The organism is Streptomyces sp. NBC_00377, from assembly GCF_036075115.1.
GTDB lineage: Bacteria > Actinomycetota > Actinomycetes > Streptomycetales > Streptomycetaceae > Streptomyces.
Genome location: NZ_CP107958.1, coordinates 6,206,296 through 6,228,854 on the forward strand (window position 1 = coordinate 6,206,296; position 22,559 = coordinate 6,228,854).

Annotated in this window: 17 protein-coding genes, 3 tRNA genes and 1 pseudogene; 11 read left to right on the plus strand and 10 right to left on the minus strand. The window is 68.9% G+C overall.

Annotated features, from left to right (window positions below; genetic code table 11):
- Positions 1–27 precede the first annotated feature (27 nt).
- From OHS71_RS27590 to OHS71_RS27605, 4 genes are all read right to left on the minus strand, one after another.
- Entirely contained in the window at positions 28–1,956 is a 1,929-nt protein-coding gene (locus OHS71_RS27590) for an ABC transporter ATP-binding protein (RefSeq protein WP_328482015.1), read from the minus strand.
- Positions 1,956–3,689: an ABC transporter ATP-binding protein gene (locus tag OHS71_RS27595; RefSeq protein WP_328482016.1), complete on the minus strand. Its 1,734-nt coding sequence runs from the start codon at positions 3,687–3,689 to the stop codon at positions 1,956–1,958. The genes OHS71_RS27590 and OHS71_RS27595 overlap by 1 nt, the downstream gene beginning before the upstream one ends.
- Positions 3,690–3,918: 229 nt before the next feature.
- Positions 3,919–5,376 (minus strand): xylulokinase, encoded by a 1,458-nt coding sequence (locus tag OHS71_RS27600; RefSeq protein WP_328482017.1) that lies wholly within the window; start codon positions 5,374–5,376, stop codon positions 3,919–3,921.
- A 181-nt stretch (positions 5,377–5,557) separates the two neighbouring features.
- Positions 5,558–5,863: a YtxH domain-containing protein gene (locus OHS71_RS27605; protein WP_328482018.1), complete on the minus strand. Its 306-nt coding sequence runs from the start codon at positions 5,861–5,863 to the stop codon at positions 5,558–5,560.
- 157 nt (positions 5,864–6,020) lie between these two features.
- Between OHS71_RS27605 and OHS71_RS27610 the strand changes: the two genes are divergently transcribed.
- The 3 genes from OHS71_RS27610 to OHS71_RS27620 all read left to right on the plus strand — a co-directional run bounded on the left by OHS71_RS27610 (position 6,021) and on the right by OHS71_RS27620 (position 6,414).
- Positions 6,021–6,093, plus strand: a tRNA-Asn gene (locus OHS71_RS27610).
- A gap of 5 nt (positions 6,094–6,098) precedes the next feature.
- A tRNA-Asn gene (locus tag OHS71_RS27615) sits at positions 6,099–6,171 on the plus strand.
- 169 nt (positions 6,172–6,340) lie between these two features.
- A tRNA-Ile gene (locus OHS71_RS27620) sits at positions 6,341–6,414 on the plus strand.
- 564 nt (positions 6,415–6,978) lie between these two features.
- Here the strand turns inward: OHS71_RS27620 and OHS71_RS27625 are convergent.
- Complete coding sequence (locus tag OHS71_RS27625; RefSeq protein ID WP_328482019.1) at positions 6,979–7,113, minus strand: hypothetical protein; 135 nt, start codon at positions 7,111–7,113, stop codon at positions 6,979–6,981.
- A gap of 316 nt (positions 7,114–7,429) precedes the next feature.
- Here OHS71_RS27625 and OHS71_RS27630 point away from each other — a divergent pair.
- A pseudogene (locus OHS71_RS27630) lies at positions 7,430–7,561 on the plus strand (IS630 family transposase); the annotation flags it as partial.
- Between the two features lie 71 nt (positions 7,562–7,632).
- Here OHS71_RS27630 and OHS71_RS27635 read toward each other — a convergent pair.
- A complete protein-coding gene (locus OHS71_RS27635; protein WP_328482020.1) occupies positions 7,633–8,676 on the minus strand; it encodes a GlxA family transcriptional regulator in 1,044 nt (347 codons plus the stop codon).
- 136 nt (positions 8,677–8,812) lie between these two features.
- Here OHS71_RS27635 and OHS71_RS27640 point away from each other — a divergent pair, with 136 nt between their 5' ends.
- From OHS71_RS27640 to OHS71_RS27665, 6 genes are all read left to right on the plus strand, one after another.
- A complete protein-coding gene (locus OHS71_RS27640; protein WP_328484665.1) occupies positions 8,813–9,739 on the plus strand; it encodes an NADP-dependent oxidoreductase in 927 nt (308 codons plus the stop codon).
- 122 nt (positions 9,740–9,861) lie between these two features.
- Positions 9,862–10,857 (plus strand): NADP-dependent oxidoreductase, encoded by a 996-nt coding sequence (locus OHS71_RS27645; RefSeq protein ID WP_328482021.1) that lies wholly within the window; start codon positions 9,862–9,864, stop codon positions 10,855–10,857.
- A 132-nt stretch (positions 10,858–10,989) separates the two neighbouring features.
- Complete coding sequence (locus OHS71_RS27650) at positions 10,990–11,229, plus strand: helix-turn-helix domain-containing protein (protein ID WP_328484666.1); 240 nt, start codon at positions 10,990–10,992, stop codon at positions 11,227–11,229.
- Positions 11,230–11,830: 601 nt separating this feature from the next.
- Entirely contained in the window at positions 11,831–12,088 is a 258-nt protein-coding gene (locus tag OHS71_RS27655; RefSeq protein ID WP_328482022.1) for a hypothetical protein, read from the plus strand.
- Positions 12,085–12,450 carry a hypothetical protein gene (locus OHS71_RS27660; RefSeq protein WP_328482023.1) on the plus strand — a complete coding sequence of 122 codons (366 nt, stop codon included), beginning with the start codon at positions 12,085–12,087 and terminating at the stop codon, positions 12,448–12,450. The genes OHS71_RS27655 and OHS71_RS27660 overlap by 4 nt, the downstream gene beginning before the upstream one ends.
- A 254-nt stretch (positions 12,451–12,704) precedes the next feature.
- On the plus strand, positions 12,705–13,289 hold the full coding sequence (locus tag OHS71_RS27665) for a suppressor of fused domain protein (protein WP_328482024.1): 585 nt from the start codon (positions 12,705–12,707) through the stop codon (positions 13,287–13,289).
- Positions 13,290–14,745: 1,456 nt separating this feature from the next.
- Here OHS71_RS27665 and OHS71_RS27675 read toward each other — a convergent pair.
- Positions 14,746–16,089 carry a chloride channel protein gene (locus tag OHS71_RS27675; protein ID WP_328482025.1) on the minus strand — a complete coding sequence of 448 codons (1,344 nt, stop codon included), beginning with the start codon at positions 16,087–16,089 and terminating at the stop codon, positions 14,746–14,748.
- A gap of 363 nt (positions 16,090–16,452) precedes the next feature.
- Here OHS71_RS27675 and OHS71_RS27680 point away from each other — a divergent pair, with 363 nt between their 5' ends.
- Positions 16,453–18,276 carry a glycoside hydrolase family 15 protein gene (locus OHS71_RS27680; protein WP_328482026.1) on the plus strand — a complete coding sequence of 608 codons (1,824 nt, stop codon included), beginning with the start codon at positions 16,453–16,455 and terminating at the stop codon, positions 18,274–18,276.
- Between the two features lie 69 nt (positions 18,277–18,345).
- Here OHS71_RS27680 and OHS71_RS27685 read toward each other — a convergent pair whose 3' ends face one another.
- The 3 genes from OHS71_RS27685 to OHS71_RS27695 form a co-directional block, all read right to left on the minus strand.
- Positions 18,346–19,650, minus strand: a complete 1,305-nt coding sequence (locus OHS71_RS27685) for a DUF2254 domain-containing protein (RefSeq protein WP_328482027.1) — start codon at positions 19,648–19,650, stop codon at positions 18,346–18,348.
- Entirely contained in the window at positions 19,647–21,404 is a 1,758-nt protein-coding gene (locus OHS71_RS27690) for a cation:proton antiporter (RefSeq protein ID WP_328482028.1), read from the minus strand. The genes OHS71_RS27685 and OHS71_RS27690 overlap by 4 nt, the downstream gene beginning before the upstream one ends.
- A 475-nt stretch (positions 21,405–21,879) precedes the next feature.
- Positions 21,880–22,350 carry a hypothetical protein gene (locus tag OHS71_RS27695; RefSeq protein WP_328482029.1) on the minus strand — a complete coding sequence of 157 codons (471 nt, stop codon included), beginning with the start codon at positions 22,348–22,350 and terminating at the stop codon, positions 21,880–21,882.
- Between the last annotated feature and the right edge of the window lie 209 nt (positions 22,351–22,559).

Consider the following 22,559-nt stretch of genomic DNA (forward strand, 5'->3'; position numbering starts at 1 on the left):
GGTCCCCGGCCGGATACCGTTCTCCCGTCAGTCGACCTCGGCCAGTGCCTCCGCGAACTGCGCCTTGTACAGGCGCGCGTAGGCCCCGTCGGCCGCGAGCAGGTCGGCGTGCGCCCCCTGCTCCACGATCGAGCCGTTCTCCATCACCAGGATCGTGTCGGCGTCCCGGATGGTCGACAGCCGGTGCGCGATGACGAACGACGTACGCCCGTGCGCCAGTTTCGCCATCGCCTTCTGGATCAGCACCTCGGTCCGGGTGTCGACGGAACTGGTCGCCTCGTCCAGCACCAGGATCGTCGGGTCGGACAGGAACGCCCGCGCGATGGTGATCAGCTGCTTCTCACCGGCGCTCACCCCGCTGCCCTCGTCGTCGATCACCGTGTCGTAGCCCTCGGGCAGGGTACGGACGAACCGGTCCGCGTGCGCGGCCCGCGCCGCCTCCTCGATCTCGCCCCGGGTGACCTCCCGCGACGCCCCGTACGCGATGTTCTCGGCGATGGTGCCGCCGAACAGCCAGGTGTCCTGGAGCACCATGCCGATCCCGGCACGCAGTTCGTCGCGGGACATCCGCGCTATGTCGACTCCGTCGAGGGTGATGCGCCCGGCGGAGACGTCGTAGAACCGCATGAGCAGGTTCACCAGCGTCGTCTTGCCGGCGCCCGTCGGACCGACGATGGCGACCGTGTGCCCGGGCTCCACCGTCAGGGACAGGTCCTCGATGAGCGGCCTCTCCGGGTCGTACCGGAAGGACACGCCCTCCAGCGCCACCCGCCCGTGCAGCTCCGCGGGCCGCTCGGCCGCGACCGGGTCCGCCTCCTGCTCCTCCGCGTCCAGGAGTTCGAAGACCCGCTCGGCCGAGGCGACGCCCGACTGCACCAGGTTCGCCATCGACGCGACCTGCGTCAGCGGCATCGAGAACTGGCGCGAGTACTGGATGAACGCCTGCACGTCACCGATGGACAGAGAACCCGAGGCGACCCGCAGTCCGCCGACCACCGCGACCAGCACGTAGTTGATGTTCGACACGAACATCATCAGCGGCTGCATCACCCCGCTGTTGAACTGGGCCTTGAACCCGGCCTCGTACAACGCGTCGTTCTGCTCGGCGAACTGCTGCGCCGACTCCTCCTGGCGCCCGAACACCTTCACCAGCGTGTGGCCGGTGTACATCTCCTCGATATGGGCGTTGAGCTTGCCGGTGGAGCGCCACTGCTGCACGAAATGCGGCTGCGACCGCTTGCCCACGCGCGTGGCGACGACCGCCGACAGCGGCACGGTGACGAGCGCGACCAGGGCCAGGATCCACGACACCCAGAACATCATCACCAGCACACCGATGATGGTCAGCAGCGAGTTGATGAGCTGCCCCATCGACTGCTGGAGCGTCTGCCCGATGTTGTCGATGTCGTTCGTCGCGCGGGACAGCACCTCGCCGCGCTGACGCTTGTCGAAGTACGACAGCGGCAGCCGCGACAGCTTCGTCTGCACGTCCTCGCGCATCCGGAACATCGTGCGGTTGACGGTCTTGTTGACCAGGCGCGTCGCCACGGCCATCAGCAGACCGGCGATCAGGAACACTCCCAGCGCGAACAGCAGGACGTTCCCCACCGCACCGAAGTCGATGCCCTTGCCGGGCGTGAAGTCGGTGCTCCTGAGCATGTCGGCGACGCTGCCGTCACCGCGTTCCCGCATCGAGTCGAGAACCTGCTCCTTGCTCGCCCCGGCCGGCATCTCGCGTCCGACGATGCCCGCGAAGACCAGGTCGGTGGCCTGGCCGAGGATCTTCGGCCCGACCACGCTGAGGCCGACGCTCAGCGTCACGCAGACCAGCATCGCGTACAGGGTGAACCGCTCCGGCTTGAACTGGGCGAGCAGCCGCCTGCCGGACACCTTGAAGTCCAGCGAACGGTTCTCGGGACCGGTGCCGGCCATCATGCGCCCCATGGGCCCGGCCATCAGGCAGCCTCCGCTTCCGTGAGCTGGGAGAGCACGATCTCCCGGTAGGTCTCGTTCTCCGCCATCAACTCGCCATGGGTACCCGTACCGACGATCAGACCCTCGTCGAGGACGATGATCCGGTCGGCGTCGCGGATGGTGGCCACCCGCTGGGCGACGATCACCACGGTCGCCTCGGCGGTCTCCCGCCCGAGCGCCGCCCGCAGCGCCGCGTCGGTGGCGTAGTCGAGGGCCGAGAAGGAGTCGTCGAAGAGATAGATCTCCGGCCGCTGCACGAGCGTGCGCGCGATCGCCAGCCGCTGCCGCTGACCACCGGAGACGTTCGTCCCGCCCTGCGCGATGGGGGAGTCGAGCCCGTTCTCCAGCTTGCTCACGAAGTCCTTGGCCTGTGCCACCTCCAGCGCGTGCCACAGCTCCTCGTCCGTGGCGTCCGGATTGCCGTAGCGCAGGTTGGTGGCGACCGTGCCCGCGAACAGGTACGGCTTCTGCGGCACGAGACCGACGGTCTTCGCCAGCAGCACCGGGTCGACCTCGGCGACGGCCACCCCGTCGACGAGCACCTCGCCCTCGGTGACGTCGAACAGCCGGGGAACCAGCCCCAGCAGCGTGGACTTGCCACTGCCGGTCGAGCCGATCACGGCCGTCGTCTCGCCCGGCCGCGCCACGAGGTCGATGGACTTGAGGACGGGCTCCTCGGCACCGGGATAACGGAATCCGGCCTGCCGGATCTCCAGATGCCCGTGCCGCCGCAGTTCGGTGATTGGAGCCACCGGCGGGACCACGGACGACGAGGTGTCCAGCACCTCCTGGATGCGCTCGGCGCACACCTCCGCGCGCGGCACCATCATGAACATGAACGTGGCCATCATCACGGACATGACGATCTGCATGAGATAGGCGAGGAACGCGGTCAGATCACCGATCTGCATCCCACCGCTGTCGATCCGGTGGGCGCCGAACCACACCACGGCGATCGACGACAGGTTCACCGTGGTCATGACCACCGGGAACATCAGCGCGAGCAGGTTGCCGGTCTTCAGCGAGATGCCGGTCAGATCGGCGTTGGCCTCGCGGAACCGCTGCTGCTCGAACTCGTCCCGGACGAAGGCGCGGATCACCCGGTTGCCGGTGATCTGCTCCCGCAGCACCCGGTTCACGGTGTCCAGCTTCACCTGCATCGACCGGAACAGCGGCCGCAGCCGGCGCACGATGAGCGTCACGCAGACGCCCAGGGTCGGCACCACGGCGATGAGCACGGCGGACAGCGGCACGTCCAGGCCGAGCGCCAGCACGACCCCGCCCACGCACATGATGGGCGCCGACACCATGAGCGTGAAGGTCATCAGGGCCAGCATCTGGATCTGCTGGACGTCGTTGGTGGTCCGGGTGATCAGCGAGGGCGCGCCGAAGTGACCGACCTCGCGGGCGGAGAAGGACTGCACCCGGTCGAAGACGGCCGCCCGTACGTCCCGGCCGATCGCCGAGGCGGTTCTGGCCCCGTAGTACACGGCGCCGATGTTGCACACGACCTGCGCCAGCGAGATGCCGATCATCACGGCGCCGTAGGACAGGATGTAGCCGGTGTCCCCCTCGACGACGCCGTTGTCGATGATGTGCGCGTTCAGCGTGGGCAGGTAGAGGGTGGCGCACGTCTGGAGGAACTGGAGCGCCACCAGCAGGGCGATGGGTTTCTTGTAGGGCCTGAGATAGGTCCGTAGTAGTCGTATGAGCACGCTACGTCTCTCGGAGTCGGCGGGGCGGAGCAGAGGAGGGGCATTGGTTGCCCCTGGCCCCTATCGTCGGACACTCCACCCGCGTTACCTCAACCGATTAAGCTCACAGCAGTGCTTTTACGGCCGTCCGTGTACACCCGAGGCGGACCCGTGCACCGGATACCCCGCGAGGGCCCACCGGGCTCTCGGCCCGGACCTGCCCGTCCCCCGCCTGGCCCGCCGGTCCGCCCTACGCGCGGAACGCGCCCGGGTGGGTCTGCTCCCGTACCGACACGTACTGCTGCCGCACGGCCTGTCCGACGGCCAGCTCCTCACCCGGGTCCAGGACCTGCGCCGCCGCGCCCTGCCAGGCCGGCGGGGTCCGCGGGTCGAGGGTGCCCTGCGACGCCCCGAGCGCCCACGCGGCCTGCCGGGCCGCCCCGATCGCCGCGTAGTCCGCCGGCTGCGGTACGACGACCTGCGCCCCGAACAGCGCGGGCGCCGCCGCCTGTACGGCCGACAGCTCGGCCGCCGCCCCGAGCAGGAAGATCCGCCGCACGTCCACGCCCCGGCCGCGCAGCACGTCGAGCGCGTCCGCGAGCCCGCACAGCATGCCCTCGAAGGCGGCCCGCGCGAAGTGCTCGGGCTTCATGGACTCGCGGCGCAGGCCCGCCAGTGTCCCGGCCGTGTGCGGCAGGTTCGGCGTCCGCTCGCCCTCCAGGTAGGGCAGCATGACCAGCCCGTGCGACCCCGGGGTCGACTTCATCGCCAGGTCCGACAGCGCCTCCAGATCGGGCGCCCCGATCAGCTCGGCGGCACCGCGCAGGGTCCGTACGGCGTTCAGGGTGGTGACGACCGGCAGGTGCATGCCCGTGGCGTCGGCCAGCGAGGTGATCATCCCGCTCTGGTCGACGAGCGCCTCGTGGTGCACGGCCATCACGGAGCCGGAGGCGCCGAGGGACACGACCGCGTCCCCGTGTCCGATACCGAGCCCCAGGGCCGCGGCCATGGTCTCGCCCGTCCCGGCGGAGATCAGCAGCCCCTCCGGCGTCGTACCCGCCGCGTCGGAGGGTCCGATCACCTCGGGGAGCATGGCCTGGTGGCCGAGGGCCAGCTCGACGAGATCTGGCCGGTATCCGCCGGTGGCGGCGGACCAGTACCCCGTCCCGGAGGCCCCGCCGCGGTCCGTCGTCCTGCGCACGGGCCGCCCGAGGAGCTGCCACACGAGCCAGTCGTGGGCCTGGAGCAGCACGGTGGTCCGGGCGGCCGCGTCCGGCTCGTTCTTCGCCAGCCAGCGCAGCTTGGTCACCGGCTGGGCGGCCTGCGGGACGCATCCCACCGCCTGCGCCCACGCCTCACGCCCGCCGACCGCGTCGATCAGGTCGGCCGCCGCGACCTGCGCCCGCTTGTCCCCGCCGACCATCGCCGGCCGCACCGTGTTGCCCTGCGAGTCCAGCGGCACGACGGCGTTCTGCTGCGAGGAGACGCCGATGGCCTGGACGCCCTCGAGCAGCCCACCGCCCGCGGCCTCGCCCAGCGACAGCAGCCAGGCCTGCGGATCGACGTCGGAGGGCCGCCCGCCCACACTCTCGGCGCCTTCCAGCGGATGCGGCGCATACCCCTGCCGGAGCACGGCTCCGGTGTCCGCGTCGCAGACGACGATACGAGTGAAATCGGGTGAACTGTCCAACCCGGCGACTATCCCCATGAAGAAAATTCTGCCGCACGCGCCGCCCGGGTTGGGCCGCGGAGACCGCGGGGGTGTGCCGGGGCGGTCCGGCGTGGGGCGTTGTCGCTGGTCGCGCCCCCGCGCCGGAGCCGCACAAGTCACACGCCCGTGTCCCCGGGGCGGCCGTTTCCGGCGCCCCCGGGACGCGTCGAGGGCGTCGCTAGGTGTTGCTGGTGCCCCAGTCGTCCCCGGCGGCGCCATTCGTGTTGCGGTCGCGCAGGGACCGCACCCGGCCCGCGACCGATTCGGGAACGCGGTCACCGACCTTGTCGCTGACCGCGTGGTACGCCTTGCCCGCGTACTGCCGGCCCTGCTGGGCGGCCGTCTCCGCGGTGTTGCGCACGGCGGGGTTCTGTGCGACCTGCCGCGCGGACTTCTTCAACTGCTCGTACCGCTCGCGTCCGGCACGCGTGCCCAGTACGTAACCCACAGCGAGCCCGACGACGAACGTGAGCCTGTAGCGCATGGTGGCCACCCTCTCCTTGCGTATCCCCTGGCACGACATCGGCGCCGGGGGGAACCGATTGGCGGAGCACCCCCCTGCTTGCGCTAATGTATGTGTCGCAGCGAGCGAGCGCCCCCTGGCGAATACCCAGGCAAGTACGTTCGATGCAACGAGGCATTCCCCTGTAGCTCAATTGGCAGAGCAGCCGGCTGTTAACCGGCAGGTTACTGGTTCGAGTCCAGTCGGGGGAGCTCGGTCCCCTGTAGCTCAATTGGCAGAGCAGCCGGCTGTTAACCGGCAGGTTACTGGTTCGAGTCCAGTCGGGGGAGCATCGTGATCGAGGACCCCGTAGGGGTCCTTTTTCATGTCGGCGGGAACCGTGCAGGCCAGGGGCACTGTCCTCCTGGTCGTGCAAGGTCCACCAGCCGAAGCGTGAGATCGTATGAGCGGCTATGCTGCGGCAGACGGCGCGCACACATGTACGCGACACGCCGCTATGGGGCGGTAGCTCAGCCGGTTAGAGCAGCGGACTCATAATCCGTCGGCCGTGGGTTCGAGTCCCACCCGCCCCACCTTTGCAGGCTTCTGACCTGCGGAAACGTTCTTTTTTGGGTGTCGGATCGTCAACTTTGCCTGGGCGGACTGGATCCGCTGCTCGTGAGTTTGGAGTCCGGAGACGGCCTGGGGAGCTGCAAACCGTCTGACCTGCAGCTGAGTGGATGATCGAGGTCCTGGCTCGCGGTCCGGGCGACTGACTTGAGGGTCGATGCCAAGACCCACGGGCCGTACAGGGGCCGGGAGGGCGTAGCCGTGTCCAGGCCGACGGTGTCTCGGGGTCGATCCGTTGTCCCATTTGATGGTGGCGCTGCTGGGGCAGCCATCCACGGGGCGGCCGGTTGAGCACCGGGCCGGTGGCGGAGGCGGTGCTGATACCGGCGCGGCCAGTGCGCGGACGCGGGTGGGGCGACGTCGGCTGGTATCTGCGCTGTGGAGAGCCTGTCGCTGCTGAGGAAGTGTCCCGGCGACGGCCGAGGGGCAAGGAAACGGCCCGAAGAGGAAACGGCCCCGATGGGGTTATTCGACCCTCTCTCGTATGGCCCCCTAGCCCCGGGCGGCGGGACCGGCATGCGGGCCCGTCACCGGTGCTGCGGCATGCCCAGCTCGTCGGTGTACCGGCCGAGGCCGTCCTCGGCGGTGAGAGCGGGGGCGAACATCTGCTCCTGGCGGCGGGGGGCGGCGACGTAGCGGCCGATGTCGAACCAGCTGAACATCGAGTCTCTGCCGGTGTACGTCGATGTCTTCGCCGGTCATCGAGGACTACAGCCAGACCGGTTTCGGGGCACGGTCGCCGGGCGGCCGATCAGCCTTCAGCCGGATCAACGTGCCGTGGATCAGCGGAGTTCGCCGCGGTGCTGGAGCCAGGGGCCGTGTGCCGCCAGGCGCGGGTGCATCCGGTGCTGGGATACGCCGTCCATGGACGGTCCTGTGCCCGAGACCTGGCTAGTGCTGTGACCGCATAGGTTCGCCGGGTCGGCGGTCGTGGCGGTTGCATGTGCGGTGACATCCGATCCGACCGCTGGAGGCGCGGTGGCCGAGCCCGTCCGTGTGCGCAGACTGACCGACCACGAGGGGCAGAAGCTGCAGCAGATCGTGCGCCGGGGCGGCACGAGTTCGGTGCGCTACCGGCGGGCGATGATGCTGCTGGCCTCCGCTGGAGGGGGCACCGGCAGCGGATGATCAGGCGATCCCGGCCGGCCCGCGGAGCGGGTATGTGCGGCGCTGATGTGTCCTCAGACGCCCGCTTCCACCAGGTCGTCGGTATGGAAGGTGCGGCGGTAGGAGGCGGGTGAGACACCGAAGGCGGTGCGCATGTGGGCGCGCAGGGAGTTGGCGGAGCCGAAGCCACAGCGGTGGGCGACCAGGTCGATGGACAGGTCGGTGGTCTCCAGCAACTGCTTGGCCAGTTCCAGGCGTTGCGCGGTGAGCCACTGCACGGGGGTCATGCCGACCTCGTCGCGGAAGCGGCGGGTGAAGGAGCGCAGGCTCATCCGGGCGTGTTCGGCCAGGCGGTTCAGGGAGAGGGGTTCGCCGAGGTGTTCCAGGGCCCAGGCGCGGGTGGCGGTGGTGGTGCCGACGGTGGGTTCGGGCACCGGGCGGTCGATGTACTGGGCCTGGCCGCCGTCCCGCCAGGGCGGGACGACGCACATGCGGGCGGCGCGGTTGGCGGCGGCGGCGCCGTGGTCGCGGCGGATCATGTGCAGGCACAGGTCGACGCCGGCGGCGACGCCCGCGGAGGTCAGGACGTCGCCGTCGTCGACGAAGAGGACCTCCTCGTCGACCTTGACGCGGGGGTAGGCGCGGCGGAACTCGGGAGCGAGGCCCCAGTGGGTGGTGGCGGGCCGGCCGTCGAGGAGGCCCGCAGCGGCCAGGACGTAGGAGCCGGCGCAGATGGACACCAGGCGGGTGCCGGGCCGGATGCCGGCGATGGCCGCGGTGACCTCGGGCGGCAGCGGGCCGCCGCGGCCCAGCTCGGGCATGGCGTGCGTGGGCGGGACGATCACGGTGTCCGCGGCGGCCAGGGCCTCGGGACCGGCCGCGGGCTGCACGGTGAACCCGGCGTCGCTGAGGACCGGGGCGCCGTCGGCGGTGCAGACGGTGACCTCGTACAGCGGGCGTGAGCCGGCGTCCAGGACGCTGCCGAAGACGCGGGAGGGGATGCCGAGTTCGAAGGGCGGGACGCCGGGCAGGGCGAGGACGGCGATGCGGTGCCGCCCGGCCGCGTCGGCGCTCGGGTCGGGGAGGGGGTCGGTGCACGGCCACTGCCTCTCACTCATGGCCAGATCCTGTCACATAGTGGCCAGACGGCCAACACCATGGTGGGGGCGGATGCCGGATCGTGGACTGCGTCGCGCCGGGAAGGGCCCGGACGGCCGGTATCCGATCAAGACGGAAAAGAGTGAGGCGGACAGCATGCGTGCGGTGGTCGTGGAGCAGTGGGGCGGACCGGAAGTGCTCGTGGAGCGTGAGGTCGCCCGGCCCGAGCCGGGACTGAACGAGGTCCTGGTGCGGGTCCACGCGGCCGGTGTGAACCCGGTGGACTTCAAGACCCGGGCCAGCGGGGCCCTGATCGAGTGGGGAGAGGTCCCGGCGGTCGGCTGGGACGTCTCCGGTACCGTGGAGGCCGTCGGACCGGGCGTGGGGATGTTCCACCCCGGGGACGAGGTGTACGGCATGCCGCTGTTCCCGCGGCAGGCCGGCGCCTACGCCGAGTACGTCGTTGCCCCGGCCCGCCACCTCGCGCCCAAGCCGGCGAACCTCACCCACGTGCAGGCGGCGGCGCTGCCGCTGGCCGCGCTGACCGCCTGGCAGGCCCTGGTGGACACCGCCGGGGTGCGCGCCGGTGAGCGGGTGCTGGTGCACGCGGCGGCCGGCGGGGTCGGCCACCTGGCCGTGCAGATCGCCAAGGCCCGCGGCGCGTACGTCATCGGCACGGCCAGCGCCGGCAAGCACGACCTGCTGCGGCAACTGGGCGCGGACGAGGTGATCGACTACCGCACGGTCCGCTTCGAGGACGCCGTCGGGGACGTGGACGTGGTGCTGGACGGGCTCGGCGGCCAGAACGCCGAGCGGTCCCTGACGGTGCTGCGCCCGGGCGGCCGGCTGATCACCCTGCCCGGCCCCGACGACTTCCCCGCCGACGTCCCCGGCCACGTCCGGGCGGTGTGGATGCTGGTCGAGCCCGACCACCTGGGTCTGCGCGAGATCGCCGCCCTGGCCGAGCGGGGCGCGCTCACGCCCGTGGTCGAGACCGTCGTCCCGCTTGCCGAGGCCGCGAAGGCGCACGAGATCGGCGAGCAGGGCCGCACCACCGGGAAGATCGTCCTGAGCGTCGCCTGACGCCTGCCGCCCCGGCCGGGGCGGCTGCGGGCAGGTGGAGCGGGACTGGAGCCCCGGGACCGACCGGTCCTGATCTGGCCTCACGCCTGGATAAATAGGATGAAGACAAGGAGTAGTGCCCCATGCGAGCGTTCGTCGTCACCAAGTACAAGGAGCCGCTGCAGGAGGCGGACGTCCCCGAGCCCACCGTGGGGGAGCACGACGTGCTCGTCCGGGTGGAGGCCGCCGGACTGAATCAGCTGGATGAGAAGATCCGCGCCGGTGAGTTGAAGCAGATCCTGCCCTACAAGCTGCCGCTGATCCTGGGCAACGACGTCGCGGGCACTGTCATCAGCGTCGGGACGGCGGTTCGCGGCTTCAAGCCCGGAGACGAGGTCTACGGTCGGCCCGACCAGGACCGCATCGGCACGTTCGCCGAACGCATCGCCGTCGCGGAGGGCGACCTGGCGCTCAAGCCCGCCTCGATCAGCATGAATGAGGCCGGCTCGCTGCCGCTGGTGGCGCTCACGGCGTGGCAGGCGCTGGTGGAGCGCGGAAAGGTGCGGCCCGGCCAGAAGGTTCTCATCCACGCCGGGGCCGGCGGGGTCGGTTCGATCGCGATCCAGCTCGCCGCGCACCTCGGTGCGCACGTCGCCACGACCGCCAGCGCTTCCAACGCGGACTTCGTGCGCGCGCTCGGCGCGGAGACTGTGATCGATTACCGCAGCCAGGACTTCGAGCAGCTCCTGACCGGCTACGACCTGGTGCTGGACAGCCTCGGTGGGGAGACTCTCGAGAAGTCCCTGCGGGTGCTCAAGCCCGGCGGCAAGGCCATCGAGATCGCTGGTCCCCCGGAGCCCACTTTCGCGCGCGAGGCCGGCCTCAACCCGCTGCTGCGCCTGGGGGTCGCCGTCCTGAGCCGCAAGATCCGCAAGCAGGCGAAGAAGCTCGGCGTGACGTATGAGTTCATGCTCATGCGCGCCAGCGGCGACCAGCTCCGCCAGATCACCACCCTCATCGACCAGGGCGTGGTGCGTCCGGTCGTGGGAAAGGTGGTCGGCTTCGACCAGACCCCGCAGGCGCTGCAGTCCCTGTCCCAGGGCGGCATCCGCGGCAAGGCCGTCGTCGGCCACAGCTGACCCGCCGCAACCGCGACGGGCGACACAGAACGCACGAGGACACCACCCACGTCTGTCGCCTCCCAGTCGGTCGGACGGCGCGAGCGGAACAAGCAGGAGAAACTCGACCGCATCGTCGCTGCCGCCAGTGAACTGTTCGCCGAACACGGCGTCGATGAGGTCACGACCCAGCAGATCGCCGACCAGGCCGACATCGGCACCGGGACCCTGTTCCTTTATGCCAAGACCAAGGGCGAACTCCTCCTCCTTGTCCAGAACGCCAAGTACGTCGAAGCACTTGAGCAGGGCCGGGCGGACGCCGAGACCGTCCCGGGCGTGCTGGACGCGGTGCTGGCGATCGTCCGGCCGATCGTCGAGTGCAACCGTCCGTGATGTTCCTCAGCATGGCGGCAGGCGTGAACATCGCCTTGAGCGTCGAGGAGATCGTGCAGGACATCCGCAGGCAGGTCGACGTCCTGCTGCCTCGCTGAAGCGCGGCCCCAGCCTCAGGCCCAGGCGACCATCCGGGCAGTCCTCGGCTGCGGCATGGCCCGAATCCCCAAAGGGCAGGTCATCCGGCCGTTGCTACCCATACCGGCATGACTGGACGGGTGGGGCGGCCGGCCGGAGGGCTACCGCCACCGCGTGCTGCTGGGATTCCGGAAATTGCCCACCTACGTGGCGTCGAGTCCCCCGTCGCACAGTCCCTGTCCGCAGGATTCCGGGTCGGGGCCCGTTGGTGCGGTCAGGGCTTTGTGGGTCGATTCAGCAGTTCAAGGGCGCCTTCGACACGATGATGCCGTCCTACCGCGTCGTGCGTGGCGCAGGCGGCCAGGTCGGGGCGCTCGTAGGGCTGCCGGCAGACATGGCAGTCGTAGGTGACCGCCCCACCACTCGGCCATACACGCTGGGTCCGTGCAGGGACCGAGCGAGCGTCCCGGCCGCCAAGCACGTCCAGGTCAACGGCCTAGGCGTCGGGACTACGCTCCTGGCCATGACGACTTCTGCCGCCGACTACGACTGGCTGCCTGACCATCAACTGCACGTGGTGCCCACCCTGGCTCATGTGGAGCGGCTGATCGATCACGTCACGCGGATCGTCCACGACTACACCGATCAGGGCCCGTTGACCCTGACCGAGGTTGTGCACGACGACCGGGCTCACATCAAGGTGACCGCTCGGATCTCATGCAGCAGCACGGCATCCCCGGCTCCGTTGTCGTGGATCCATAGGAAAGGAGCAGGTCAGTGACGTATCTAGCCATCTTCGAAGATCAGAGTCGTGGCGTTCGACGGACGGACCTGCTCGCGGCATTGGAGCGAGACTGGCCTTCCGCTGTGATTCGAGAGCGGCAGGGATCGCAGGAGTCAAGGGACGTCGTTTGGACTGTTTCGGAGGGTGGCCAGGAGCTTGAGGGCTACTCTCACGTGGACGGAACTTGCATTTACCTTGACTCGCCTCTCGAACTGGCGGCCAGGTTTGCACTCTGGTTCAGGGATATCGTACCGACGGATATTGAGCTGTTCTTCTGCGACGACAGTTACAGCTTCAATGGAAGTGTTGAGCCGGGCATGAGCATGGGGGATGTAGTAGCGATTGCTGCCGATGAATGATCTTGCTCAAGAGGGTGCGATCGTTTCCGTGCGATCCGCTGACCTTGGGCAAAATCGAGCGGCCCCGCCGGAGTGTTTCCGGTGGGGCCGCTGCGGTGTCTGACGGCAGTAGTTTGACGGCAACGTCAACTGGACGGGTGCCACACAAGTCGGCGGGTTGTCTCCGTTGTCGCCCTCGGCTCGGTCGCCGAGTGCGCGTCCGAGGAGGTCGATGGCCTGGTGTTGGAGTCGGAGGCGGACATGGAGCGTCTGAAGTGACTGGTCGTGACACCGCTGAGCGGCTTGCCCTGTATCTGGCGCACCTGCACGCCGTGACGGGTGAAGACCCGATCATCGAGGAGGTCGAGCCACGCGACCCGAGCGATGGCCGAGTTCTGTCCCTCGGGTACAGGGACGTGCCGGGACCCGGCCTTCTGACTGGGGTCACGTACGGGCTATCGCTTTCAAGCCCCGGAGGGGGGGTGGCCCGTCGTCATGAAATGGTCATCACACTTCGAAGCCGAGATTTGTCTTGGGTCAGTGTTCCGGCCAGGGCTGTTGCTGCGCTACGCGGGATTTCGCCTCTTGATCCTGGTCGTGCAATTGGCTATGCGCAGCGATTTGTCGAAGAGTCGGCGATGTCGAGCCTTCTCTTGGGGGGCCCGGCGAGTAATCTGGGGCTCGTCCCGTTCAGTATGGTCCCGGCCGAATTGGGGGGTAAGGGTGAGGATGCGTTGGACTTTGTGGGCGTCTATCCAATCTACTCATCCGAGCGAGAGTTCGCGAAAAAGAATGGGTTCAAAGCGTTCTGGGAACTCGAATGGGATCGATTTGATCCATTGCGTGAGCCGATTGTTTGAACTGGTTGAGTTTGATGGGCGGTAGTGGACCGCAACGTCAGGGGGCCCGGCCCGGGCTGGCACTGCACCTCGGCGGGCCTTGCCAGTCAGGCTCTCTCGACCAGCCAATCCGGTTCGCTGAGAGCCACCGCTTTCCGCGCCGAACGCACCGCCTCCCCACCAAAATCACCCCAGGCTTCCGCGGCCGCAGTGGCGCTTGAGCTCTCCCCAAACAGCAACGTAGGCCATGAAGACCGCAAACAGCTCTTGAAGGTAGATGTCACACAGGCTCGAATTTCGCCATCAGCGTCCGACGCAGATAGTGGAGCCTCTGCGCCGTTGGAATGTGAATCCGCTGCGGGCGGGGCGAGATGGCCTTCTGCGCGATGCCACGTTAGCCCGTGCGATTTGTGTCGTGCGACGCAGTTGGGGACGCGTTGGGGACGCAAGGATAGGAACAGGCTGACAAAGGCAGGGGAGTGTCTGCATAGGTCACGTCATCTGACCTGCGGAAACGCCACGGATCGGCGTAGAAACGCAAGGACCGCCAAGATCCTCAAAGGACTCATAATCCGTCGGCCGTGGGTTCGAGTCCCACCCGCCCCACCTTTGCAGGCTTCTGACCTGCGGAAACGTTCATTTTTGGTGTCGGGGCGTCAAGTATCGCTCAACGGACTGAATCCGCTGCTCGCGAGTTCGGAGCGGGGTGAGGATCTTGCTCCCTCGCCGGGCAGGCGTCGCGCTGACCTGCGAAAATTCCGATGATCAGGGCTTGTGCCGACGAGCCGGCAGCGCCTCCGCGGCTTCGATTCTTGATCCTGGGGACATGTTGGGGACATGTTGGGGACGCGGGGTTTCGGAGGGTTCTGCTGATCACCGGCGGCGGGCCCTCTGGCCCGCCGCCCGGGAAGCTCCGTGCGGGACTGCTGACCGGCCGCAACTACGGGGAACTTGATCGCGTCGGCACCGGGGCGCGAGGGCCTGGTGCGCGTTGGGCGGAAACTGCCTGAACAGGAAACGGCCCGGTCTGTTCGATGAGCTGCTCGAGCGTCGCAGACGGTGACCCGGTAACCGAGGAAGGGTCCGGCCCGGCTGAGGGCAGCGGCGAAGTCGACGGCGTCGACAGAAGATCAGAATCCGCGGCGGAGGGGTTTGGGTGTGGAGCAACGGCGGCGGGTCTGCCCAGTGGCAGTTCGCTCACGGCGGCGGCCGGGTGGGGCAGGGCAGTCGGGTCAGCGCGTTGGATCAGGACATCGATCTCGCCGCCACAGGTCAGGCCGACGGCGAGGGCGTCGTCGTCGGAGCAGCCGAAGCGGGCACGTACGAGGCCGCCCCCGCCCTGGAGTATCTGTTGGCGCAGGTCGCAGACGGCTCCTTCCTTCCACCGGCCTCAGCCGCGCTCCTGCCACTGTCCATCGGAGCAAGCTGCGTCGGCCGGGCCTTACTGACGTTCTGCTCGATGACGCGCCCTGCCAGGTCACGGCACTGTCGGCCCGTCAGTTTTCTGATCGTCGAGGTGAGGAGTCTGCGGCGCGGCGAGTCGGAGAGTCAGTACGTACGAGACCACCACCGCCACGATTACCAACGGCATCACGGTCAGCCCTACGGAACCAAGAAGCAGGGTGGCCAACAAGGTGCAGGTCATGGGCAGTTTGAGCATGGCTACGCTCAGCGCGCCCACGCCGAGGGCGAAGCCGGTGGTGGTGTCCAGTCCGGGAAGGTGGGACATGGCCAGTCCGCCCGCACCGCCGACGAACAGGGAGGGGAAGACCGGACCTCCGCGGAAGGCGCTGAGGGAGGCGCTGTAGGCGAGGGACTTGAAAACGACGAGGAGCAGCAGGGTGCCGAGGGAGTAGGTGGCGTGGTCGGCCAGGAGGGGGCCGATGGTGGTCTCACCGGAGAACAGCACGCCGGAGATCGGTTTGCCGGTGACGCTGGTGTAGAGCAGGGCGAGCAGTCCGACGAGTACGCCCATCGCCACCGTGAGGGGCAGCCTTCGCCGCTTGACGTGCGTCTCCAGGTGCTGGGCGGAGCGGCGGATGGCCTCGCCGAGGATCGCGGCGGCGAGGCCGGCGAGGATCGCCCAGCCGAACGCGGCGAGTGTCGGCCGGTCGGCGGGCGGCACCTGGTGCAGCGACAGGGAGTAGGTGCCAAGTCCGGTCCAGGAGTCCAGGCCGGTGAAGATCAGGGAGCCGACGCCTGCGGCGAGCAGGCCGGGCACCAGCACGACGCCGAGCATCGGACCGGCCAGGCCGGAGGCTTCCATGAGCAGGAACGCTGCGATCAGTGGGGAGCCGAGGAGTTCGCTGATCGCAGCGAAGCTGCCCGCTGCCGCGACGACGGCGAGGGTGGTGGGAGGGGCGTCGCGTTTCAGCATCCGGATCGCGCCTGCCGCCAGTCCGCCGCCGAGGGCGATGAGCGGGGCCTCCGGGCCGAGGACGGCACCGAGGCTGAGCGTGGCGATCGATGCGAGGGCGACGCCGGGCACCGAAGCCACCGACGGGGTGTCGCCGGTCTTGAGCCCTTCGGCCGGCTCGTGTCCGCCCTTTCCGGGCAGATGGCGAATCGCGAGGGCGACCAGCACGCCGGCCACGGCGAGTAGGGGCACAGCCCACCAGTCCGGTGTTCCGCTGAAGCCGAGGCTCTTGGGCAGGTCCTCGTACAGCAGGGACTGGAGTTCGGAGACGAGGGCGAGGAACCCGTAGGCCACGCAGGAGATGGCGACGCCCAGTACGGCCGCGATCACCAGCAGGGAGATGTAGCTACGGGTACGGACGATTTCGAGTGGGTCCTGCTGTGCGGTGGCGGGTCCGGCCGGCATACGTATCCACTCCTCGCAGACGGGACTGGGGTCACGGACTCAACATCCCCGTCAGGTGCTACCACGGGATGGCGAATCAGCCCGGCCTGCCGTGCTCGCGAGACCCGCGAGTCCACAGCGTTCACTCGTTCGGCCAGCTCGGCGTCAGGACGTGCTGCCGAATTCTGGGGGCCGCTCCGAGGACGGAGACGGCCCGGTCGGAGACTTCCGCCATCACGCTGTCACGTCGGGACGTGGACGGTGCGCCCAGCGATCTCCTGGAAGAGGGTCAGGCTCCGACTGGGCCGTCCGTGGCTCCGAGAGGCGTCGGCATATGGCCTGTCAGATAGTGGACCGCGCCGGATCCTCCTTGATTGGACGCTCATGGACCGTTATCCCCCCATCGCCGACCACGGTCTGGTGGGCGACCTGCAGACCGCCGCTCTGGTGTCCTCCGAGGGCGTGGTGAACTGGTTCTGCTCGCCGAGGTTCGACTCGCCGAGTATCTTCGCCTCGCTGCTCGATCACGACCGTGGCGGGTATTTCCGGCTGGCGCCGGAGCACTCGGACGTGTCGTGCAAACAGCTCTACTACCCGGACACCGGCGTACTCGTCACACGGTTCATGTCGCCGGAGGGCGTCGGCGAGGTCATCGACTGGATGCCCGCGAACACCAGCCGCGTCCCCACCGACCGCCACAGCCTGGTCCGGGTGATCCGCGTGGTGCGCGGGACCGTCCGGTTCGTCCTGGAGTGCAGGCCGAGGTTCGACTACGGCCGGGCCGACCACGAGCTCGATCTACGGCCCCAGGAGGCGGTGTTCCGAGGCCCTGATATCGCGGGTCACCTGCAGACGTCCTTTCCGCTGGTACGGGACGGGCAGGACGTGAAGGGTGCGGTCACGCTCGCAGTCGGCGACTCGGCCGTCGCCGTGTTCACCACGTGCGCCGTCGACGGCGAGGCACCGCCTCCGCTCACGGTCGAGGGTGTGACGGAGGGACTGTGGCATGAGGTGGAGTTCTGGCAGAGATGGCTGCGCACCTCCCACTACCGGGGGCGCTGGGCCGAGATGGTGAACCGTTCCGCCATCACGATCAAACTCCTGACCTACCACCCGACCGGTGCACCGGTCGCCGCCGCCACCATGGGTCTGCCGGAGCAGGTCGGCGGTGAGCGCAACTGGGACTACCGGTACACGTGGGTGCGGGACGGATCGCTCTCCGTACGTGCCCTGCTCGACCTCGGGTTCGCCGAGGAGGCGTCGGCGTTCACCAAGTGGCTGGGCGAGCGGATGCGCGACCGGGCGGACCTGCCCGGCGAGCGGCTTCAGATCATGTACCGGGTGGACGGGGACCCGCACCTGACCGAGGAGATCCTCGACCACTGGGAGGGGTACCGCGGCTCGTATCCGGTACGCGCCGGGAACGCCGCCGCCGACCAGTTGCAGCTCGACATCTACGGCGAGGCCCTCTACGCGATGGCCGAGGGCATGGACGTCAGCGAGGAGCTGGGCTATCACGGCTGGAAGGGACTCGCCCGGACGTTGGACTGGCTGTCCGAGAACTGGGACCGTCCGGACGAGGGAGTCTGGGAGACGCGCGGGGGCCGCAACGACTTCACGTTCAGCCGGGTGATGTGCTGGGTCGCCTTCGACCGGGGCCTACGGCTGGCGACGGACCTCAGCCGGCCCGGCGACATCCCGCGCTGGCGCAACGCCCGCGACAGCATCCTCGAACAGGTCATGGACAAGGGCTGGAGCCAGTCCGAGCAGGCCCTGGTGCAGCACTATGGCGGGGACGTTCTGGACGCCTCCCTCCTGCTGATTCCGCGTGTGGGGTTTCTCGCCGCGAAGAGCCCCGGCTGGCTCTCCACCCTGGACGCCATGGAGCGCAAGCTCGTCTCGGACAGCCTGGTGTACCGGTATGACCCGACAGCCTCCCCGGATGGCCTCCGCGGCTCGGAGGGCACCTTCAGCCTCTGCACCTACCTCTACGTCGATGCCCTGGCCAGGGCGGGGCGGGTCGGGCCGGCCCGCTACACCTTCGAGAAGATGCACACCTACGCCAACCACGTCGGCCTGTTCGCCGAGGAGATCGGCCCGAGTGGCGAGCAACTCGGCAACTTCCCGCAGGCGTTCACCCACTTGTCGCTCATCATGGCGGCGTCGACCCTGGACGAGGCCATCGACCGGCAGCGGCAGTGTCGCTGAGTCCGGGCGGCAGCAGGTCCTCGAACCGCGGGCAGTCCAGGAAGGGCGGCCCGCTTCTGCGGACGGCGCTCATGGTTCGGCGCGCCCGGAACCGGCTGCCCGTGGCCGGTTCCGGCCCCCGAGGCCCTGGGAGTCGGCCGTCCGTGCGTCGGCCCGGCGGGCGGCGTCGCCGAATTCTCGCTCGACCGCGTCGTCGAGGAGGCGGAGTTCGGCGCGCAGGGCGGGTCCGCACTCGTCCGGCAGGGTTGCGAGGAGACCGACCAGGAGGGCCCGGAGCCGTCGGCAGACCTGGACCGAGGTCGCACCGTAGTCGCGGATCTCGGTGACGGCGAGTTCCAGGTAGTTCTCCCAGGACCGGCCGGGCAGCACGAGGCGCGGCCGGCCCCGGTCATCGGCGAGGACGTACTGCCCGCGGAGTCCGACGCGTCCAACGGCGTACAGGAACGCCTCGACGTGGTTCAGCACCTGAACGGCCGTCGTCGGGTCGTTGACCGCGGGGGAGAGGGCGCGGATGGCGATGTCGACCAGGATGCGCAGGGCGAAGGCCGGGTCCTGTTCGATGGTCCGCTCCGCCCCGAGGGCGAGGAGGCCGGTGATCCGACGCGGGTCGGGCGCGGACGTACCGCCGTGGGTCTCGACGACGATGCCGCCGGGCGGCACGAAATCGCCGACAGAGGCGGCCAGCACGAACACGCAGTCGTGCCGGGCCGCGAGCGAGACCATGCCAGGTGCGTCGAACGCCTGGATGACACCGCCGCGTTCCGCCCGGATGAGGGCCACCGGGGCGTCCGCCGGGCGCACCCCGCTGGGCATCTCGGTGCTCCGTGCATGTGCAGCGATGCGGTCGAGGACCTGTTCGCCGAGGCGTCCCACGATGTCGGCGATGGCCACCGGCCGCAGGTTGTGGGTGAAGCGGTTGAGGTAGATCAGCAGGAGCAGGAGGCTCACGGACACGGCGATGCCGGCCAGGGTCACACCGAGGTTGGGCACGGCGTCGGTCTCGATGCTCCGCAGCAGTGTGTAGGCGAACGCGAAGGTACCGGTGAAGGTGGCCAGTACTGCCTTCTGCAATCGGTCGCGGTACCACAGCCGCATGTAGCGTGGTGAGAGAGTGCCGGTGGCCTGCTGGATGACGAGGACACCGATGGTGACGACGAACCCGAGCAGGGCGATCATCGCGCCGACCACCGAGCTGAGGACGCCGCTCGCGGTGGACGCGGAGTAGGTCCAGGTCTTAGGCAGCCAGGACGCCCCGTCCACGGCGGACGCCGCCTCGGCGAGGGCGACGCCGAGCACGAGCCCGAACAGGGGGACGATCCACAGACTGGCCTTGGCGTACTGCCGTAGCCGGAAGCGGGCGGCCCACGAGATCATGCCGAGTCCATCAGGACGGCGGTGTCGTCCGGCAGCGGTGTGATCGTCTGGGTCCCGGTGACCGGGATCAGCCGGCCGTCGGTCCTGACCACGAACAGGATGTCGCGGTCCGCGGGGATCGGCTGGGATCCGGGCTGCACGTGGAAGCGGGCGCCGTGTTCGTACCGGCCCGCCAGGCGATGCCGGACGAGCGAGTGACCGAAGAGGATGTCGCCGCCGGTGTAGGGGGCGACCACTCCGTGGCTGTCCCGAGGCGGTCCCACCCGGTAGACGGGCCCTTGCACATTGTCCTTGACGACGACGGAGGCGAGGGCGTTGAAATCGTCGTCGTCGGTGAGCAGGAACACCGCCGTCACACCTTCCAGCCGGGCTCGGGGGTTGGTCGCGGTGGCCAGCATCTCCCCGTGCGCGAGCTCGATTCCGGCTGCGGTGATCCGCCGGCGTTCCTCCTCGAGCCCGGCCCACATCAGGACGTCGAGCCCGGCGGCTTTCAGGGCCTTCCCGAGGCCGATCACCCATGGGGCCCCGCCCACCAGGAGCGGCCGTGTCCGCGCCGAGCGGACCACGCCCAGCTTCCGGGCCACGGGCGCGGCGGTCAGAGCGTAGACCAGGACCGTTCCCACGATCACGAGGAAGGTGATCGGCAGGATCTTGGACGCGCCGGGCAGGCCCTTCTCCACGAGAGTGGCGGAGAAGGCGGACGCGGTCGAGGCCGCGACGATGCCGCGTGGCGCCATCCACCCGATGAAGCCCCATTCACCCACGGTCAGGTCGGAACCCCAGGCGGAGGCGTACGCGATGAGCGGCCGGACCAGGAGGACGAGCACGGCGATCAGGATCAAGGAGGGAACCAGCACGGGCACCACGGACGCGGGCGTGACCGCGGAGGAAATGGAGATGAACAGCAGCCCGATGATCATCTGTACAAGTGTTTCGAGGAAGGGCCTGCGGGCCGGCATGTCCAGGCCAGGGAGGTTGGTGATGGCCAGTCCGGTGAAGATGGCGGCGATGAGCCCGGTGTCGTCACGGGCGATGTCGCAGCCCGCGGAGACGAGGATCACCGTCGCCAACTGGGCCAGGGTGCCCAGTGTTTCGCCGAGCCGCAACTTGTGCAGCGTCAGCCAGAGGATGACGGTGCCCACCGCACCGCCCACGAGGCCGACGCCCACGCTGATCAGGAACTGCCCGATCTGATACCCCCGACCGAGGTCGACCCGGTGAGAAGTCGCGACCGCGTGGAAGACGACGGCTCCCAGGATGGCGCCGATCGGGTCGGTCAGCGTTCCCTCCCAGATCAGAATGCGCCGCAGTCGGTCCGTCGGCCGGACGTATTCGAGCAGAGGGCCGACGACGGTGGGACCGGACACGACGAGGATCATCCCGATCATCGCCGCCCCCCGCAGCGGGATGCCGAACAGGGCCGGCCCGATGCCTCCGACGGCGAAGAAGGTGACCAGGATGCCGATGACCAGCAGCCGGACGACGACCGAGCGGGTACGGCCGGTCAGGTTGCGCAGGTTCAGGCCGAGCCCCGCGTCGTAGAGGATCACGGAGACGGACAGCGACACCAACGCGGGGAAGTCCGGGCCGACGAGCCGACCGGGGTGAATGACGTCAGTCAGGGCGCCCGCAGTGAAACCGACGGGCAGGAGAATGATCAGCGCGGGGACGCGCAGCTTGTTCGCCAGGATCTGCGAACCCGTGGCGAGGGCGACCGTCAGGGCGATGCCCAGGAGGATGTCCTCGCCGGTCATAGCGGTCGACCTCCTCTTGACGCTCGCCGCCTTGAATGCAAGCGCGGCCACCCCCGTCCACCGGGGGATCTGGGAATCCGACCGCGCCCGACCTGACCCCGATGAGAGGCGCTGCGGGATCTCCGCGGAGTCCGCTCCGTGTCCGGGGCAACCGTGGGCAGGAAGGCGGGGTGCATATCGATCCAATCCACTACACCTTCGTACGGCACGCATCGCCACCGAGCCGTCCGAGTGACCCAGGACGTCTTCGCCGACGCCGGGCAAGGCGTTGAGGGCGGGGCGACGACGAGGCCGAGGAGATCGGATCCTGCGCGCGCCGGTCAGGGAGACGCTCAGCCGCGAGCGGGCGTGGACACGACAGGCTCGGACGCGGCCGACGTCTGCGGCGACTCGCCGTCCCCTTGGGCGTACTGCGCTGCCCGTGGTGCGGACAGGACGTGGCATCGCCTCCGATGTGGTCACTTGATCAGCAGGACTACGGCAGGCCGCCCACCGGGACGGTCAGCGCGGTCGCCTCGGCCTCGGTCTCGCGGGTCACGGGAATCTCCGGGGTGCGGAACCGGTCGAGGAAGGCAGGCGCGATCGCCGGGATGATCAGGTAGACCAAGAGGACGACGAGTGCCTGCGTGGTCCCGTGGCCGTCGAAGTAGATGGAGTTGCGGAGCAGGATGTAGGCGTTCCGAGGCGGCAGGAACGGTCCGATGTCACGCCGGCTTTTGGCGGGGACCACGACCAGGGTGTCGCTCGACTTGCCCGGCAGGTAGGCGCCATAGAGCTTGCTCTGGCCGATCGCCTTCATCACCGCAGACTCATCGGCGTAACTGTGGGTCTCCAGTGACACCTTCGAAGCCACCGCGTTCACGACCGGGGACGCACCGGTCACCCCGAACGGAGTGTTGCGCAGGACGAGCAATTGCAGTGCACTGACCAGGCAGAGAGCGAACACGCTCTGCGACCCCCAGGGCGATCAAGGCCTTCCTCAGCACGTGAAAGCCTCTCGGTCCGCGTCGGCCCTGACGCTCGCACTGTGCAGGGGCAGGCGGCGCCCGCTCCGAGCAATCGACGGCATCCGCCGATCCGGGGCTCCTGCTCCGACTGGCTTGCTACGCATCGCTTCCATGCGTGCACGCTATGTTCACCCTGTCAGTCGGGCAC

Excerpts from the sequence above, each read along its gene's own strand:
- OHS71_RS27590 (WP_328482015.1), bottom strand. The coding sequence starts at position 1,956 with ATGGCCGGGCCCATGGGGCGCATGATGGCCGGCACCGGTCCCGAGAAC.
- OHS71_RS27600 (WP_328482017.1), bottom strand. The coding sequence starts at position 5,376 with ATGGGGATAGTCGCCGGGTTGGACAGTTCACCCGATTTCACTCGTATC.
- OHS71_RS27605 (WP_328482018.1), bottom strand. The coding sequence starts at position 5,863 with ATGCGCTACAGGCTCACGTTCGTCGTCGGGCTCGCTGTGGGTTACGTA.
- OHS71_RS27625 (WP_328482019.1), bottom strand. The coding sequence starts at position 7,113 with ATGTTCAGCTGGTTCGACATCGGCCGCTACGTCGCCGCCCCCCGCCGC.
- OHS71_RS27635 (WP_328482020.1), bottom strand. The coding sequence starts at position 8,676 with ATGAGTGAGAGGCAGTGGCCGTGCACCGACCCCCTCCCCGACCCGAGC.
- OHS71_RS27640 (WP_328484665.1), top strand. The coding sequence starts at position 8,813 with ATGCGTGCGGTGGTCGTGGAGCAGTGGGGCGGACCGGAAGTGCTCGTG.
- OHS71_RS27645 (WP_328482021.1), top strand. The coding sequence starts at position 9,862 with ATGCGAGCGTTCGTCGTCACCAAGTACAAGGAGCCGCTGCAGGAGGCG.
- OHS71_RS27655 (WP_328482022.1), top strand. The coding sequence starts at position 11,831 with ATGACGACTTCTGCCGCCGACTACGACTGGCTGCCTGACCATCAACTG.
- OHS71_RS27675 (WP_328482025.1), bottom strand. The coding sequence starts at position 16,089 with ATGCCGGCCGGACCCGCCACCGCACAGCAGGACCCACTCGAAATCGTC.
- OHS71_RS27680 (WP_328482026.1), top strand. The coding sequence starts at position 16,453 with ATGGACCGTTATCCCCCCATCGCCGACCACGGTCTGGTGGGCGACCTG.
- OHS71_RS27685 (WP_328482027.1), bottom strand. The coding sequence starts at position 19,650 with ATGATCTCGTGGGCCGCCCGCTTCCGGCTACGGCAGTACGCCAAGGCC.
- OHS71_RS27690 (WP_328482028.1), bottom strand. The coding sequence starts at position 21,404 with ATGACCGGCGAGGACATCCTCCTGGGCATCGCCCTGACGGTCGCCCTC.